Origin of the sequence: Haloarcula sp. 1CSR25-25 (assembly GCF_032027985.1) — an archaeon.
In the GTDB taxonomy this organism is placed as follows: domain Archaea; phylum Halobacteriota; class Halobacteria; order Halobacteriales; family Haloarculaceae; genus Haloarcula.
Window position 1 is genome coordinate 50,017 of the sequence record NZ_JAHYBW010000002.1, and the last position, 15,665, is coordinate 65,681.

The window sequence follows — 15,665 nt, forward strand, 5'->3', positions numbered from 1 at the left end:
CTAGACACACCCCATGAAAGGTGGACAGGTGCTGAGACACCTGCCCTGGGTTTCACAGTAGGATCTGATCAACCCATGAAAACTATCGTTGACCTGTGTAATGAACGCTGTGCTGTCCCGTATAGAGGGATTGAAGAGTGACGCCACCTGTCACTCCACACTTTGATCCCACAGATGGATCGTTTGGTGAGAACCTCTCGAAGGGGTTCCACCTTCTTCGGTCGAAACGCCGACGGCAGGTGGTTTGGTGTATGACGTATCTTGACCCTGATGAGACTATTACAGTTCGTGAACTGGCGAAACAGATTGCAGCTGTTGAACAGGGAGTTTCGATCCATGCAGTTGCTAACGACGAGTATCGGACGGTCTATACAAATCTCGTCCAGCATCACCTCCCAGACCTTCGTGAGGGGAGCGTAATCGCCTACAATCGCGATCGTCAAATCGTGTCTCCTGGCCCGAATGCGGAAGCTCTCGCAGTCATGGCAGCCATCGCTATTCCTGCGATTCATCTGCTTCTTGCGAGAGACTTCGAGTAACCGGGGAACAACATGCGGTTCATGATTTTATTATAACTCCTCACAAGTATCGGTGATGAACGATAGTAAGGGCGAATCCAGCGGGGTAAACGAACTCACGGACTTGGTTTCGGGAGACGCTTTCCGGGAATGGTACAAGGAGAAAGAGTTCGCGGAGAATATTCGAAATGGTCAGCCGTATTTCAATGGCCCGAGCAATATCTCGCCGGAAACCAAGCACAGTCCAAGCCAGTTTCTCCAATGCCACCGGAAAATCTACTACCGACAACTGAACGCTCCCGAAGAGACTGACAATTCGGAAGGAATTTTCTGGTTCGGAAGCAAATTCGAGACTGATCTTGTAGTACCTTTCCTCCAGTCAATTGTCGGTGCGAATCAGTACATACGGAACTCAATGTGGATTGATTTCACGATAGATGCTGAAAGTCTAGAACTACGTATTCGAGGAGAAACTGATCCCGTTATCGTTGACTCGGAGAGTATTCCTCTTTTGTTGACGGAAGTCAAGAGCAAAAAGTCATTAGAATACTTGGATGAGCCGAGTAACCGGCATCTCGCACAGACCCACGCCTACATGTATGGGTTGACTGAAAAATATGATCGAACTCTTAGAGATGCACTCATTATCTACGGATCTAGAACAACGCTCAATCTTCGGGTATTTCATGTTGAATTTGATCCATACTTTTGGAGAGAGACCGTCCTTAGCTGGGCAGCTGCCCACAGCCAGTATCGGGTTGAAGATCGACTTCCCCCTGCTACCCCAAAACAAGACTGGGAATGTGACTTTTGCTCTTATCAAGTGCGCTGCGGGAAGACTGATGGTCGTTTTGCCGATTCCTCAGCAAAAGGATTTCTACCACTACAAAATTATCCACGTCATGCAGTCATTGATCATATAAAGAGCTACCAAGATGAGGGGGTGAAGTTGACCCCGACACTCGCGCATGAATATCCGGAACTTGCCTCGGAATATCCTGTATTCGACTGGCAATGTTACAGTTGTGGCACCACATATGAGTGGACTGCATTGACACCAGATGGAATCCCAGATGAACCACTGGAGTGTCCGGAGTGCCAGTCGATGGGCCGTGGGCCAGGTTCTGTCTATTCATTCACGGAATCTGAACAGTCCGAGGTACTAATATGACTCACCGATCGTTGTTCCCGATTCCGGATAATACACGACGGACGTGGTGTATCTTGGTTCTCAAAACTACTTCTGAAGATGGCGACCAGCGGATTGTTGGGTGGGGACTTGGCGACGCCAATAAAAAGCGGGTTGTCGAAACAAAAACCGATGAAAGCGAAAATAACGCTGTAGAGGAAGTGGTGCTTCGGGGATTGTGTAGAGAGCTTGAACAACGACAGTACTCCGAGCAGACGCTAGTCACATCCACGACCGATACAGTCCCACTACTTCGAACTAGACTCTTGCAATCTTCGTTCAACCAACCAAGTTTACGAGGGTTCCAGCACGTTAATCTCGAAAGAATAGTGAATCGCTACTTTGGCGACGACACGGTCTGGGCTCGCCTCTCACCCAGCCAACCGCAGCACTTGGAAGAAACAATCAATGAGATCTGGCAATTACGCAAACGGATGGGATTGTTAGTACCAGTATCCACATTGCGTGGGCGTTCGCTCTGACATTCGTGTCTTGGCTATCTTCCAAAACATAGCCAATGCGTCGTATTTCACTACTACTCGACAAAATGTCCCATAGTGGCCGCTAGTGTGGATTCAGTACACATGCTGCACACTTGTTTCCTCAAACGGCGGTGCAGCGTGTGTATTGAATCCACATCTCAAAAATCACTCCGGAAAATAAAGGTGTGAAGGACAACAATGATAAGATACTCTATGAGAATTGCTCCAGATGGGCAGGATTACATCGGGCTTCCACGTTAAACTACAAATAGGGGGTGAGAGAAAACCAGTTAGATTTGGTTGATTTTGTCACGGAGCAGGTCAAATGCAGGTTTATTGTCGGAGTGAGTATATCTCTTGAGAGTCTTCAAGTCTTCGTGTCCTGAGAGCCTCTGTCGGTCGGAGTCTTGGACGGAGTCCTTCAAATGTGTTAAAATCGAGTGTCGAAGGGTGTGTGGCGTCACACGATGAAAATCTCGCGTCTCACCTTGGCCGTTAGCTATCTGACCTAGAACTGCCTGAATACCCGCAGCCTCCGCTGCCTCGGATACGATTTCTCTCAAGCGTTCCTTACTTAATCCCCCTCCAACTTGAGATGGAAACAGGTAGTCGTGCTTGTCCCAGTTTTGGTATGTTTGACGTCCCGAATCGATCCAGTGTTCAGTGCGTAAGGCCAATTCCTTTCGGATGGGAACCGAATAATCCTTACCACCCTTGGAATTGGTGAATTCTACAATAAGGTTGTCAAGATAAATATTATTCACTCTGAGGTTCCTAATATCTGAGTTTCTTCCAGCTGTTTCGTAGAGATATTGAAGTATCAATTCATTGCGCGGACACGTTGCGTGGGCGAAAAGTTTCACTACTTCATCCCGAGAAATAGCCTCTCTTTCAATCGGATTCTTCGCTTTCGAGAGGAGCTGTTTAGTAAGCCCATTTTCAATTATGACTCCACTCAGTGTCGGATTTATCTCATCTTGGAGTTCCAAGAATATATAAAACATTTTAATTACTGATTTGTAGTTCTTTAGGGTGCCTTCACTGAGTTCACGGTGATGAACACAGTGATGGTAGAACCACTGTACATCTACTTTATCCACGTTCTGAATTGAAGTTTCGCGAGCAAATTCCATACAGTCTATGAAATGCTCAAGTCTACTCTCGTAAACGCTGATAGTACCCTGTGTTAAACCGTCAAGTAGACACTGTTCAAGATATTTTTGCGCCCATTCGTTATCGATATTGAACGGATCTGTGGAGATGAATCCTCCATCATTTGTCTCAATGTCGAATTCATTGTCATTTTCAACGACTGCTGGGTCAACTGACCCGTACCGTTCGTCCGGGTTGTCGTTCTGATTGTTCATGGATTGGTTGGTGTGGTTGATGTCGTTGTCATTAGCTGGTACTGCGGGTTCTTTGAATCCGGATTTACTGGCTCCACTATACTGAGATCAAGGAGTGTTTCAAGTCCATCCCTGACCTCTTTTTGTGACTGCTCTAGCTCACGTGTGAGGGCCTCAGCGGATGCTGGCGAGTCGGCTTGATTGAGATGATTGCGGATATCCCACGCACATGCCTCTGCACTTTGCTTGTTGATGGACTTCTGGAGTGGCTTCCCGGAATCAAGCTGAGCCTCAATGTGCTCCGATTCTTCGAGAACCTCTTGCAATATCTCCAGTATATTATTGGTTTGTTTAATGTTGGTGGAGAGATCACTACGAATCAATTCCAATGCGAGGAGTCCCTCGTCGTTGAGTGTGCGCTCATGATCACTAACACTCGCTCTGACTAGGTGACTAACGTTTCCTCCATAGTGTTGGTCAGCGAGATCGTCAAGTTTGTCCGCAAGCGATTGTGGCATTGAGATGTTGCGACGGATGAATTCTACTTCATCCTCTTCTGCCTCGGAGTCTTGCTTGTTACTCATTCCTGCACCCCACGCGGGAAGGCTCGCAGTTGGTGGTGTACGATGCATGCCGTTCTGGCAGCGATACGCAGATGCCATCGCAATCTTGAGGCTGTTGATGCCCATCTATACTCAGCTGGGCCCACTGAGAATGGGGATATTGACCTTCTGTGCAACGCCACAGCCGGTATTGATTGAGTCCTTCTTCAGGGGCAATTGGTTCAACTAATGATACCCGGAGCCTCTCGGTGGTTTTTCGGATCGTCTTATGATTCAGGTCGTTTCCTGGTTCGGATTTTGGCATTTTCGATGGTTATTGTGGGCTTCCCGCTGTAACGGATTGAGACACAGCGGAAACGATTACACGAATGGGGCCCAATAGTGGATTGGGCACGCTCTGTCGTGTCCGTGTTCGAGGCTGCCGGGTATCTCGTACCAGAGTCAGCCCGACAGTCTCGACCTCTTCCTTACGAAAGGCCAGTAGCTCGGCCTTCCGCCGATCGCATCCAGATGTTCTCTTATCGAATTGCGGCTAACTGTTGTCGATATTGGATAATATAATTAAGGATTGAACATTATGGAGATATATTTTGATGATTTGGATGATATATTGAGTTGGGTTGTATTTCCAAATATTAGTTTGGGCTTCTATCAACACTTGTTGGTTGGGGTTGGTATAATTCCGAGGTACATGACGCAGTTCGGTTGTATTTTGCAGGGCAACCAAACAACAACCCAAACATAGAGAGATGCATTTCTGTCCCAAGATGCTTCTTTTCTAATAAGAATTTCATTTCCGAAAATACATATCATATATACAATCATTAAGCAGTGGGTGTCATAGAACTCTTCTCACACCGTGATGATCGTGCTCCCCGGATTGTCTCCGCGTTCGTAGTTGGTGATAGCGATGACAAAGCGAAAACACAGTGCGAGGAACACCTGTGCTCGTGCGTGGACGCGGCCTCGGGCGAACGCACGCCCGAGGCCGCAGTCCTTCACTGATTCGTTGGTTCGTTCAACTCCTGTGCGGCGATTATATGTTTCGTCTAGCGTCGATTGCTTCAGCTGAACGTCCTCGCTGTGTTCCTCGATGCGGTCTTCGACCCGGTACTCGATGTTTTTCGGGTCGTCAGTGTTTCGCGGATTGTACGGAGCGACTGGCACGACCCCTGCGGCCAGCAGGTGGTCGTGCCAGTCGAGCGTGTCGTAGGCACTGTCACCAATCATCCAAATCGGTTGTTCGACGGCGAGCGCGTCACGTGTGACGCGCATCGCCGTCTCCTCTGGTGCTTGTTTGCTCTCAGTGAACTCCGCTGCAATCGGGATTTTTGATCCAGTCGAGACGGTCGTACAACCGTACCCGTAATAGTACACCTCAGCGGTTGGATCATAGTATTTCGACGCGTCTGGATCGCCGGGCATCGCCCTTACATCGGTCGAATCGATGCAGTAGGTCAAGTCGAGCAGGCCGCCCGCCACGGCCTGCTCGACGAACCGATCGAATATGTCGTCGACGACGTGTTCAAGATCGGTGAGAAAGCGATCAACCGCATCTCTGGATGGCGGTGAATCAAAGCCACAGCCAAGCCAGATAACCGTGTTGTGCAGCTCTCTTGCAACAGGACGAATCCCGTAGATATCCTTGTAATAGCAGTGTAGGAAGCCACGCATCAGCTCCGGGGGTTCGTACTCTCGTGTTCGCCCCGTCTCGGTCGGGGCGAACACATCGAACTCTTCGAGAAATTCGAAGGAAAGATGCTCAAACAACGCAAGCGTCTCTGTCTCCACGACATTGAAGAACGACTCTACCGAAGGATCATTTTGCAGGGTCGCTGAGTCCATACCACCTCAGCATTCACCCTGCTCTTTGGTGTGCGAACCGTTCTATGACACCCTCACACTCTGGTAATCGTCACAGGGAGAATCGGTCGATACAGTCTATGTATCTAACTGTCTTCCACTTCATCGGCAGTCTCAACGACCTCAAGCTCGTAAGAACCACATGAGGGGCAGTCCCCACTTCCGATTACTTTTGGAGGGTCATCCGGCCATGCCCAACCAATATTCGTTGACCCACATTTCGTACAACGGGTGATTACTCGTTCTCTTTCCGTCATTGGGTGAGTAAACTAACATGACCGTGAAAAGAATGAGGGGTGTCATACTGAACTCATCCTCTGTATCACGCACGACCAGCTGAATGGTCGGTAACTGTTTGGTTCGCACGCTCTTTCTGACGGCTGTTCCAACAAAACTCAGATGCAAACAACACCTTGTGAATCGTTCTATGACACCCTCGGATTTACTCCAACGCCAATAGAAGCTGAATCACAATGAATCGGCGAATCGTTTGCAGATGCCGAACGGAACGTCCATAGACACTTGTAAGGTGTGTTGAAGTCTCTATGTATAATATGTCGAAGAATCCGCTTGCTAATTTAGACTCAATCACTATCCCATCTCGTGAAGCTATCAAAGACGCTTATGAGCAGAATCAGTTCCAGGGAGATCAAATCCGTGTTGCGATGGATGAGTATGTTGGAGACCAGCGTGCACGGGTTAAGCATCCCCACGAACATCTTGAGATGAGTCTCAGTCCCAGAGAGTTTATCGAGCATATCGATGGAGAAACTTGGCCAACAAAACACGATGCAGAAAGTGTTGTGTTCACTATCGACCGCTATCCAGAGATCACGTACGAGCGAGAGGAGGAGCTTGAGAATTCTGAAGAGCTTGAGTCTGCTGTTGCAGAGGTCTGGGAGGAATTGAAGGAGTATTGGTGGAACGATACCAAGTTCCTAACTGAACTTGAGTCTCCTGATGGTCACTCAGTATCAGTTCATTATGAAGAGGATGAAGAGACCTGAGGGAGTTTGTTAGATGTTGTTAAGGTACTCCCGTCGAAGCTCCATCTTCTCTCGCTCTGAGCGAGAATCGTAGTGCTCGTCAATCACGTCGTTGGACACGTCCATTCTATCAGACACCACTTCGGCTGGCGTGTCCATATTGAGGAAGTGTGTGATGGCGCCACGCCGGACACTATGTGGTGCAGTCGATGACGGACACTTGCTGGCCTGTTCCCGCCCTTCCAGTGCCTCACACGCGTCTGTACCGCGGTCATGGGGACAATCACCTCCGTTGTAGGTGCATGGTCTGGTCATGCAGTAAACGTAGACTCGCATGGTGTTCTTGGTGAGTCTCCCTTGCTTACTGGTGAACAGTGGTTCTCACTCATAGTCATCTCTGACGTTGTGCCGGTTCTCATTGATATAGTCCCCGAGAATGTTGCGAGTGCGCGTATCGATTGATATTGCACGCTCTCCAGAATACCCGTTTTTCAGCGTAGTGCCTGTCTCTGGCCTGTGCTCCAACTCAACAAACTCATCTCGCAAGTGCAGGTCATCGAGATCAACACTATGTGCGGCACCGATTCTACACCCCGATGTCCAGAAGAACCGAAACAGCGCGTGCTCCAACGTCGCGTACTGATATTTATCCAGATAGGACAGGATGGTTTCAGCCTTGTTTGCCCGTACGATGTCTTTATTCCGGACATTCTGCCGATCAAGGCTGGGTGATCTGACGCTGTCAGCGAGACCATTTTGGACTCCGTTGATTGATTCGCAGAAACGCATGAACACGCGTAGCGTGTCCATCTGACTCTTCAAGGTGACTGTGTTGACCTCTTCTGAGCGAGATTTTCTGAAATGTTGGATGTCTCGGCCAGTAATCGTGTTCAGGTTTTCAATACCGTTGTCGTCGCACCACTCAGCGAACCGTTGCAGTCGGTAGCCATGGCTCTGCAAGGTTTCCTCGCTGACCTCGCTGCGTCGGTCGTCTTCGTAGAATGCGATTGCTTCTGTTGGTGCCAGCGGCTCAAGCTCATTGGGTTTCGTCATTTGATTTTGCTCCGTGTGCGGTCTACGGGAACAATGACTGCTGGGTGGTCGCTCGCGCGCACCTCCTGACCGGCTATCACCGGGAAAACACCTCATAAGAAAATTGTCAGGTATGCGATTGCTTCCTTGTGGGGTGTTTTGCGACCATACCAGCCTTCGTGGCGTCGGAAGCGAAGCGCCCGTCAGGGCGCGAGAACCGAGGTAACCGCGATTCCAAGAACGACCGTAGGGAGTTCTTGGAGTTAAATCAAGCTGATATGTTCCGACCGTCAGGGAGGAACTATCAGTTTGATGATAATTCGAATTCGCGCCGGCCCATTTTTCAACCGAACAACGACGGCGAGCGGAGCGAGCCGTCTGTGAAGTGGAAAAAAGGAATCCAAGCGAATTAGAGCAGGAAAGGCAAGTGCAGCGAGTCTTTCCGTGTTCGACATTCGCGCCGGCCCATACCATACGAACCTACTGCTCAGTAGTGTATACGGTTCTCAGAGCGAACTCGGATAGATACCTCGTGTGCCGGTGTCCAAGTCTGGCAGTAGATATTTGAATTATTTTGAGTGGGATTTGTCACCAATTACTTACCATCTCGGAAATATACGAACAAATGTTAATGTCGAGAAGTGGCCCGGAGTTCATAGAGACAGAAGAGCAGTTGTTTTCGGATATTAAGACTAAGCAGAGTGACGGGGAGATCTCTGAGGAGGCAGCAGCGGCCTTTTCGGAACTCTATGAGTTTGCCAATGAATTGGGTGACGAAGTCCGAATCGGTGACGCAAAAAATGCGAACTTTCGGATGTACGTTGATGCTCACCAGGGGTCATATCAGAAGGACCCTAGTGTATTTAGTGCGAATATCAACTATTTAGTGAAGATATGGCCGGCCGGGATGCCGCTCCCGGACGATGGTGAGCAATCTTCTGTTCAGTGGGAACGAGATGATTTCACCGCCCTCAGACAAGAATTTCAGTCGCTCCGGGGGGTTGCACATGACGACCAAGAGGTGATGTTCAGCACGATGGTTGAGAACGATACGCTGGACGAATTCAAGTCCATGATTGAGGAATTCGTGGTTACCTGTCGCCAGAAGGTATAATTAGTAATCAGTCATCTCTGTCCGTCTCTCAAATGTGAGTCAGAAAATCAGACATCGAATCACGCAATTGTAGTCCTGGGACGGTTGCGCTATACCGGCTTAGTTGCCCAGTTTTACTTGATTGTAGGACTGCGTCCGATTCAATACAAAAGCGGACGGGGAGCCAGTCTATTCAGTTGAGACGATCTTGTCCAGTAGCAGGTATTATCCTAGCAAAACCAGTAGAACAATCGCTACTAGAGAAGAAAGTAGAAAAGCAGTTCCCCAGCCAAATCGACGCGCTTCTTTATTTAGAAGATCCATATTATCATCGGACCACTTGAAATAAACTGCTGACATTATTCGTTTATATTCAGTTGAATCATAACCACTCTCCAAAGCAGAGTGTAAATTGGCAGATGAGGGGCCAGCAACTTGACCGCTAAGTTCGTAGTATCCAAGAATGTAGCTTGTAACAGCTATTGAAAGGAATATGAACGGAAGAGCTGCGAAATAGGGATTAGACTCTACCCCGAGATTATCACCTCCGAAGCGATACAGCGCAAGGTACAACGATCCTAATAAAAGAGCAACTTTTACCATTTCAATTGCCCGTTGCCGCCGGGTACTGGCTTCATTATATCCTCTAGAAAAAGTGTCCTCACCTTGTTTTAAGCTGATTTCCCAAAACTCATCGTCAACATTTTCTGCATCACCAATCGCTTCACCGATCTGGTCAAAGCTGACAGATTTCTTTGGCTCTGGATACTCTTTCGGGTCCATATGGTAGTTAGTTTAGTAGTAAAAATAAATCCGGCTGAATATATTTGAACATACAATATTTTGAGTCGCGACACTCTCAGGCTCATTGAATCCCCACCAGCACTAAGCATAAAGAGGATTCAATAGATGGGCTAAATTATGACGCGTAAGTTCTTGATCGAGTACATCGATTTGAGGATTGGAACGGTATTTGTTTTCATAGGCACTCTCCTAACATTCGTTGCTGGGTTACTACTCAGCCGACGGCCGGTGCTTGGGGCAGTGCTACTGAGTTGTGGTATTTTGCTTGAGTGGACTGTCTTCGCTTCTACTTCGTTAGAGGTGAACTCTGCACAAGAACAGATAGAGACGAGAAGGGAGGAAATTGAATCAGCACAAAATGAAATCGCTGTGGCACAGGAAGAAATTCAAACTACTGAGAGCGAAATAGAAGAGATTCAGGCTAGCGTGAATCAAACAAAAGCAGAAATAGAGTCTGCAAAAGAGGATGTATTCTCTACTTTTTCTGAATCACGCCGTGGCTTCAATACTATTGAAGAGCGAGTAGACGAGCTTGAGGACAGAGTTGGGCAGGGCTACGGAATGAATTCAGGAAGCTTATCCAAGCGTGTTTCCGATCTAGAGGACAAGGTTCGCAGTCGTAGGTTCTAGTTGCTGTCCGACTCTCACCCGAAGTCGGACGTTCTCGTGCCCGAAAACCCTCTGTTTTCAACACCACTAGCCAGTAGCATCTGGGCCTCGTCTGTATCAGCTATCACTCGCCGGTTTCACCACGTGTAACTGCATACGACTGCCCGCGGAACCGGAACCGCCGACTGTCCGAATCGTATCCGAGCACGCCGTCCACGGCCTGCTCGTCGGTCTCGACAACGACGCGACGTACGTCGCCGGTCAGGAAGGGGAGGGCGTTGCGGAGCCCGCCGTCGTACGTGGCGAATCGACCGCTCGCCATCACCTGTTCGGCGATAACCCGCTCGCCCGCGCTGTCGGTGCGAGTCAGCGAGAACGTCCCGTCTGCCGAGCGGTCGCCGTCGCCGGGTCGTCCGGTCGTCACGGTGGCGGTATCGCCCTCGCGGCTCGCCGACACGTCGTCGGTCGGCGTCACTGCAACGCTGTCGCCGCCCAGTTCGACGAGTGCGCCGCTCTCGCTCGTCGCGTGCCCGTAGCCGGCGACGACGGCGTACTCGCCACCGCCGAGATAGCCCTGCGTGAGCCCGTCGCAGGTGCAGTCGCCGGTGCTGCAGCCGACCGCCTGTCCGTTGAACGCCCGGAGGCCCCACTGTTTCCGCCCGCCTGGAACCAGGAGTCGACAGTCGGCGGTGTGGCCCGTCGGCGCGACGTGAAACCACCCGCCGTCGACGAGTTTGTAGAGGTTCCAGTGGCCACACTGCAGTCGCTCGTGGCTGTTGTTGACCATCTGGAAGCCGATTTCGGTATCCAACTCCGCGCGCTCGGTGCCGGGGCGAACGAAGGCTGGAGTCGTCCTGTCGGCGTCGTGGAACCACTGGATACCGCCGTCGCCGGGAAACGGCGGCAGCGAGCGGTCGGCGAACCGGGAGTCCGTCTCCGGACCGGGACTTCGTGTATCCCAGACGGTGACCGAGAGCGTCTCGCCCCGGCCGCGGAACTCGTAGGTCCCGGTCGGCCGCCCGGCCCGACCTGGTTCGCCGACGAGGGCGTACTCCAGGTGGACCCATTCACCGGGGGCCAACTGGTGGGTGTCGGGCAGCCACGGCCCGACGTCGTCGACGCGCCAGTACCCCTCCTCGGTCTGACTGAGTGCTGGGACTTCGTTGGCGAGTGCGTTGTCTGCCGTGGGTGCCAGATGGAGCCTGGCCTCGTGGTCGTAGCCGCGTGGCTGTCTGCTGTGGGTCCGTCCGACCCCCGGAATCCGCTCGATTCTGAACGTGTTTCCGAACTCGTTGCCGTTCCGGAGCCAGCCGCGGAGCGTGGCCGGATAGTCCTCCGTCGCCGTTCGGTCGAACCAGAGCGCGACTCGCGCCCCGTCGGCAGTGTACAGCCCTGCGGAACTGAGGGCGTAGGTCCGTGGCCCCGTCTCCAGTTCGATGACGGTCGTCGGATCTTCGGGCCGGGGTGGGTCGCCGGTGGGCGTCGCCGCGCTGTCGGGGGCTGTCCCCGTCGGCGACTGGCCCGGTCGCGGTGCAGGCGTCACGTCGTCGGTTTCGTCGGTCCCCGGGCTACCGAACGAGCAGCCGGCAAGCCCGGCCAGCGCACCGGGGACCGACGCGAGGAGGGCGCGTCTGCGCATAGCTGACAGGTTCGCCGCTCTGGATAAACCCTTTCTGGAGGGTCTGGTGGCGTTTGTAGCGTTTCCGGCGCTCCAATCCGTCGATAGACCGTGGTTTCGGCTCCGTCGATAGACCGTGGTTTCGGCCCCGCCGAACGCTTCTCTCTGCAGGGGTGTCCCTTCCCGGGTGTCGACCGACTGGACGGCCTGTTTCACACGCCGTTCAGGTACTCCGTGACGAGCTGTTGTTCGGCGCGTCGTAGCCGGTACGAGAGCGTCGACCGTGGCATGTCAAGTTTCGACGCCAGCTCGTCGAGCGTAATCTCGCTTGGCGCCCGGTAGTAGCCGTGGCGGGCGGCCGCGCGTAACGCCGTCCGCTGGTCGGGGTCGAGCGAGACTGTCCCGAGCGAGTCGTCTGCCCACCGGTCCGCGTCGCGGAGGTGACCCATCTGGAACGAGAGTTCGGACCGCAGGTTCGCGCTGAGGGTGTCGTAGAACAGGTCGACCTTCTCGTCCGACCGCATCAGGATGCGCCACTCCTGTCGGCCCTTCGACCGGCGGGAACAGAGGAGCGACCCCCGCGGGAGATAGCGACCGGCGAGCATCTGGACTGATTTGCCGCCGCCGAGTCGCTCGACGTACGTGTACAACACCCGCTCTCCGTCGGCTCGCTCCAGGACCTCGTGGTGTCCCGTTGTGAGACACTCCGTCTCGGTCACCGACTCCGTTCGTGCCTCCTCCGCAAGGTGGAGCCGTTCGACAGCTTCGAGCGCTGCTGTCGGACCACTGAGACGCTCGATGCGCCAGAAGTCCTCGTCGTTCACACAGCCGTGTAAGCTCCGTGCAACGAGCGACGGGTGGTCTATGAACACGTCCATCATCGGGTCGGTGTCGGCCTCGTAGTCGATGCTGAACGTGAATTCCCGCATCATGCGCCAGCCGGTTCGCCACGGCCACTTGATACGCCACGATCGAACGCCACCAGCGACCCCAAACGGATTCCCATCCGCAGTGAGTTGTCGGTCGACAACTAAATTATTATCTATTACCAATGTGACTGTGGCAGTGTCTAGCATGAGTTCTGATGAACGCAGTCAGTCGACGGACGCACACGGCCACGAACATCACGATGTAGAGGGACCGGGGTATCCAACGCCGGCGGCGATGCGAACCGAATCGGACCGCGAGAAGACTGCATTCGTCATGTCACTCCGAGTCGGGATGGACGTGGACGGCCCCGACCTCGTCGGCGTCGTGGATGTCGACCCCGAATCCGACACATACGCGGAGTTGATCGACACCGTCGAGATGCCGAACAAGGGCGACGAACTCCACCACTTCGGCTGGAACACCTGTTCGTCCTCGTGTCACGCCGAGGGGTTGACCCGAGATCACCTGATCGTCCCCGGGCAACGCTCCTCCCGAATCCACATCATCGACGCCTCCGACCCGCGGAACCCGGTCATCGAGACGGTGATCGAACCCGAGGAGGTGTTCGAACACGACCTCTCGGCGCCGCATACCGTTCACTGCGTTCCCGAGGGAAAGATCGTGATCAGCATGCTCGGCAACGCCGACGGCGAACTCCCCGGTGGCTTCCTCCAGCTCGACCAGGACGACTTCTCCATCGACGGCCACTGGGAGGCCGACCTGGGAGACATGGAGATGAACTACGACTACTGGTACCAGCCCCGGCACGGGGTGATGATCTCAAGCGAGTGGGCCGCCCCAGAGACGTACTATCCGGGCTTCGACCTCGATGACGTGGAGGCCGGCAAGTACGGTGACAGCATCCACATCTGGGACTGGGAGACGAAAGAGCACCAGCAGACCCTCTCCTTTGGCGAGGAGGGACTGATCCCGCTCGAGGTCCGGATGCCCCACAACCCGGAAGAGACCGAAGGGTACGTCGGCGCCGCACTCTCCTCGAACATTCTCCGCTTCTGGGAGGCAGACGACGGGAGCTGGGAGTGGGAGAAGGTCATCGATATCAATAACCGCGAACACGAGGACTGGGACATGCCGGTCCCCGGCCTGGTGACGGACCTCCTCCTCTCGCTGGACGACCAGTACCTGTTCTTCTCGAACTGGCTCCACGGCGACGTGCGGATGTACGACGTCAGCGACACGGGGAACCCCCGGCTGGTGGACCAGTGCTGGGTCGGGGGCAACTTCGCCGACCGACAGGAAGTCGACGACCGCGAGGTCCGGGGCGCGCCGCAGATGCTCCAGCTCTCTCGGGACGGCCGACGGCTCTACTGGACCTCCTCACTGTTCTCCAGCTGGGACAACCAGTTCTACCCGGATATCGGGGAGCGGGGATCGCTGATGCTGAAAGCGGACGTCTACCCCGAGGAGGGGCGGCTGGAACTCGACGAGGACTTCGTTGTCGACTTCGGGGACGCCCCCGGCGGCCCGGCCCGCGCCCACGAGATCCGCTGGCCCGGCGGCGACTGTACCAGCGACGTCTGGCAGTAGCCGCCGATGCCCCACACGGTCACACTGGAGTGGCGCAACGGCCGGGAAGCCACTGTCGAGGTTCGGGAGGCCGAGACGGTCATCGACGCTACCGAGCGTGCGGGCCTCGGTGTCCCCTACGGCTGTCTGTACGGTGCCTGTGCCACCTGCACCGGACGCCTGCTGGAGGGTGACCTCGCGCACGTCAACCGCGCGCGGGGGTTGAAACCCCGCCACCGACAGGACGGGTACGTCCTGCTCTGTGTGGCCGAACCGCGCTCGGACTGCCGGATCGAGGTGGGTGCGGAGATACAGGCCGACCTCGTCCCGAACCCGTGGAAATGACCTCGTTCGCTCGACGCACGGCCGTCGCCGCGTTCGGTGTCGCCCTGCTGTCGACGCCGGCGTCCGCCCACGGCATGGCAGCCGCCGCGACGGGACTTTCCTTCCCGCTTGTCGTCGCTGGCGTCGTCCTCGTCAGCCTGCTCGGCGGCGGTTTCGTCTTGGGCGCGTACGGCCGAGTTCAATGGTCGCCGGGGCGAGCGGCGCTCCCGGTTCTCGTGCTCGCGCTCGGCGCCGCCGCGCTGGCGCTTGCAATCACGCAGGCGACGGCATCGGCCCTCGTCGGCCTAGCCGCCGGCGTTGGTGTCGTCTCAGTCGCCCGGGATGGGATTACGGACTGTGGTACCTGTGCGGACGCTGCGCTGGGGGCCGTGACGCTTCATCGCGGTCTCGAAGGGGTCGTCCTCGCCACCGTCTACGCCGCCGATGCGGCGCTCGGTCTGGCGGGCGCCCTCGTCGTCGCCGGGCACGCCGCCGCCGAGACGGCGGCCGTCGGGTCGCTGTACGCGACCGCCGGCCGCCGGTACGCCCTCGCCGCGGTCCTCGTCGTCCAGGCGGGGTTCGTCGTCGGCGTCGGGGCGGGCTGGCAGGTCGTCGCCGGCGTACCCCCGGCCGCCGAAGCGGGCCTGCTGGCGCTCGTCGGGGGTGTTCTCCTTGCCGTCGGCACCCGGGAGACACGGCGCCGACACGTGGGGGACGTCGTGCCAGCGTAGGTCGGAGCGTCTCGTCCGCCCACAGCAACTCGAACAGCCGCGAGAACGTG

The 15,665-nt window shown here is 54.5% G+C and carries 15 protein-coding genes; 8 read left to right on the forward strand and 7 right to left on the reverse strand.

All coding sequences use genetic code 11. The features are described from left to right. The first annotated feature begins 251 nt into the window (after positions 1-251). Positions 252-539: a hypothetical protein gene (locus tag KZ498_RS05290; RefSeq protein WP_312617446.1), complete on the forward strand. Its 288-nt coding sequence runs from the start codon at positions 252-254 to the stop codon at positions 537-539. A gap of 55 nt (positions 540-594) precedes the next feature. Next, the gene (locus KZ498_RS05295; protein ID WP_312617447.1) at positions 595-1,689 is read left to right on the forward strand and encodes a PD-(D/E)XK nuclease family protein; all 1,095 of its coding nucleotides are present in this window, start codon (positions 595-597) and stop codon (positions 1,687-1,689) included. 790 nt (positions 1,690-2,479) lie between these two features. On the opposite strand, the gene KZ498_RS05300 is transcribed toward KZ498_RS05295, so the two are convergent. The 3 genes from KZ498_RS05300 to KZ498_RS05310 all read right to left on the reverse strand — a co-directional run bounded on the left by KZ498_RS05300 (position 2,480) and on the right by KZ498_RS05310 (position 5,943). Further along, positions 2,480-3,556 carry a tyrosine-type recombinase/integrase gene (locus tag KZ498_RS05300; protein WP_312617448.1) on the reverse strand — a complete coding sequence of 359 codons (1,077 nt, stop codon included), beginning with the start codon at positions 3,554-3,556 and terminating at the stop codon, positions 2,480-2,482. Continuing rightward, positions 3,553-4,224, reverse strand: coding sequence for a ribbon-helix-helix domain-containing protein (locus KZ498_RS05305; RefSeq protein ID WP_312617450.1), 672 nt, complete (start codon positions 4,222-4,224; stop codon positions 3,553-3,555). Before KZ498_RS05305 ends, KZ498_RS05300 begins: the two co-directional genes overlap by 4 nt. Before the next feature lie 726 nt (positions 4,225-4,950). Further along, positions 4,951-5,943, reverse strand: coding sequence for a transposase (locus KZ498_RS05310; protein ID WP_312617451.1), 993 nt, complete (start codon positions 5,941-5,943; stop codon positions 4,951-4,953). A 572-nt stretch (positions 5,944-6,515) separates the two neighbouring features. On the opposite strand from KZ498_RS05310, the gene KZ498_RS05315 reads away from it, so the two are divergent. After that, complete coding sequence (locus tag KZ498_RS05315) at positions 6,516-6,968, forward strand: hypothetical protein (RefSeq protein ID WP_312617452.1); 453 nt, start codon at positions 6,516-6,518, stop codon at positions 6,966-6,968. Between the two features lie 360 nt (positions 6,969-7,328). On the opposite strand, the gene KZ498_RS05320 is transcribed toward KZ498_RS05315, so the two are convergent. Next, positions 7,329-8,000 (reverse strand): site-specific integrase, encoded by a 672-nt coding sequence (locus KZ498_RS05320; protein WP_312617454.1) that lies wholly within the window; start codon positions 7,998-8,000, stop codon positions 7,329-7,331. Between the two features lie 610 nt (positions 8,001-8,610). Between KZ498_RS05320 and KZ498_RS05325 the strand changes: the two genes are divergently transcribed. Continuing rightward, positions 8,611-9,093, forward strand: coding sequence for a hypothetical protein (locus KZ498_RS05325; RefSeq protein ID WP_312617455.1), 483 nt, complete (start codon positions 8,611-8,613; stop codon positions 9,091-9,093). Positions 9,094-9,297: 204 nt separating this feature from the next. Here the strand turns inward: KZ498_RS05325 and KZ498_RS05330 are convergent, their stop codons facing one another. Then, the gene (locus KZ498_RS05330) at positions 9,298-9,855 is read right to left on the reverse strand and encodes a hypothetical protein (protein ID WP_312617456.1); all 558 of its coding nucleotides are present in this window, start codon (positions 9,853-9,855) and stop codon (positions 9,298-9,300) included. A gap of 138 nt (positions 9,856-9,993) precedes the next feature. Here KZ498_RS05330 and KZ498_RS05335 point away from each other — a divergent pair, with 138 nt between their 5' ends. Then, positions 9,994-10,506, forward strand: a complete 513-nt coding sequence (locus tag KZ498_RS05335) for a hypothetical protein (protein ID WP_312617457.1) — start codon at positions 9,994-9,996, stop codon at positions 10,504-10,506. A 103-nt stretch (positions 10,507-10,609) separates the two neighbouring features. On the opposite strand, the gene KZ498_RS05340 is transcribed toward KZ498_RS05335, so the two are convergent. Both KZ498_RS05340 and KZ498_RS05345 read right to left on the reverse strand, forming a co-directional pair. Then, positions 10,610-12,124, reverse strand: a complete 1,515-nt coding sequence (locus KZ498_RS05340) for a hypothetical protein (RefSeq protein ID WP_312617458.1) — start codon at positions 12,122-12,124, stop codon at positions 10,610-10,612. A 191-nt stretch (positions 12,125-12,315) separates the two neighbouring features. Next, positions 12,316-13,035, reverse strand: coding sequence for a helix-turn-helix domain-containing protein (locus KZ498_RS05345; protein ID WP_312617460.1), 720 nt, complete (start codon positions 13,033-13,035; stop codon positions 12,316-12,318). Positions 13,036-13,177: 142 nt separating this feature from the next. Here KZ498_RS05345 and KZ498_RS05350 point away from each other — a divergent pair, with 142 nt between their 5' ends. The 3 genes from KZ498_RS05350 to KZ498_RS05360 are packed head-to-tail and all read left to right on the forward strand — an operon-like array spanning position 13,178 to position 15,615. After that, entirely contained in the window at positions 13,178-14,581 is a 1,404-nt protein-coding gene (locus tag KZ498_RS05350; protein WP_312617461.1) for a selenium-binding protein SBP56-related protein, read from the forward strand. Positions 14,582-14,587: 6 nt separating this feature from the next. Then, positions 14,588-14,905 (forward strand): 2Fe-2S iron-sulfur cluster-binding protein, encoded by a 318-nt coding sequence (locus KZ498_RS05355; RefSeq protein WP_312617462.1) that lies wholly within the window; start codon positions 14,588-14,590, stop codon positions 14,903-14,905. Then, on the forward strand, positions 14,902-15,615 hold the full coding sequence (locus KZ498_RS05360; protein WP_312617463.1) for a hypothetical protein: 714 nt from the start codon (positions 14,902-14,904) through the stop codon (positions 15,613-15,615). Before KZ498_RS05355 ends, KZ498_RS05360 begins: the two co-directional genes overlap by 4 nt. Positions 15,616-15,665: the final 50 nt, after the last annotated feature.

Excerpts from the sequence above, each read along its gene's own strand:
- KZ498_RS05290 (WP_312617446.1), top strand. The coding sequence starts at position 252 with ATGACGTATCTTGACCCTGATGAGACTATTACAGTTCGTGAACTGGCG.
- KZ498_RS05295 (WP_312617447.1), top strand. The coding sequence starts at position 595 with ATGAACGATAGTAAGGGCGAATCCAGCGGGGTAAACGAACTCACGGAC.
- KZ498_RS05300 (WP_312617448.1), bottom strand. The coding sequence starts at position 3,556 with ATGAACAATCAGAACGACAACCCGGACGAACGGTACGGGTCAGTTGAC.
- KZ498_RS05305 (WP_312617450.1), bottom strand. The coding sequence starts at position 4,224 with ATGGGCATCAACAGCCTCAAGATTGCGATGGCATCTGCGTATCGCTGC.
- KZ498_RS05310 (WP_312617451.1), bottom strand. The coding sequence starts at position 5,943 with ATGGACTCAGCGACCCTGCAAAATGATCCTTCGGTAGAGTCGTTCTTC.
- KZ498_RS05315 (WP_312617452.1), top strand. The coding sequence starts at position 6,516 with ATGTCGAAGAATCCGCTTGCTAATTTAGACTCAATCACTATCCCATCT.
- KZ498_RS05320 (WP_312617454.1), bottom strand. The coding sequence starts at position 8,000 with ATGACGAAACCCAATGAGCTTGAGCCGCTGGCACCAACAGAAGCAATC.
- KZ498_RS05325 (WP_312617455.1), top strand. The coding sequence starts at position 8,611 with ATGTCGAGAAGTGGCCCGGAGTTCATAGAGACAGAAGAGCAGTTGTTT.
- KZ498_RS05330 (WP_312617456.1), bottom strand. The coding sequence starts at position 9,855 with ATGGACCCGAAAGAGTATCCAGAGCCAAAGAAATCTGTCAGCTTTGAC.
- KZ498_RS05335 (WP_312617457.1), top strand. The coding sequence starts at position 9,994 with ATGACGCGTAAGTTCTTGATCGAGTACATCGATTTGAGGATTGGAACG.
- KZ498_RS05340 (WP_312617458.1), bottom strand. The coding sequence starts at position 12,124 with ATGCGCAGACGCGCCCTCCTCGCGTCGGTCCCCGGTGCGCTGGCCGGG.
- KZ498_RS05345 (WP_312617460.1), bottom strand. The coding sequence starts at position 13,035 with ATGATGCGGGAATTCACGTTCAGCATCGACTACGAGGCCGACACCGAC.
- KZ498_RS05350 (WP_312617461.1), top strand. The coding sequence starts at position 13,178 with ATGAGTTCTGATGAACGCAGTCAGTCGACGGACGCACACGGCCACGAA.
- KZ498_RS05355 (WP_312617462.1), top strand. The coding sequence starts at position 14,588 with ATGCCCCACACGGTCACACTGGAGTGGCGCAACGGCCGGGAAGCCACT.
- KZ498_RS05360 (WP_312617463.1), top strand. The coding sequence starts at position 14,902 with ATGACCTCGTTCGCTCGACGCACGGCCGTCGCCGCGTTCGGTGTCGCC.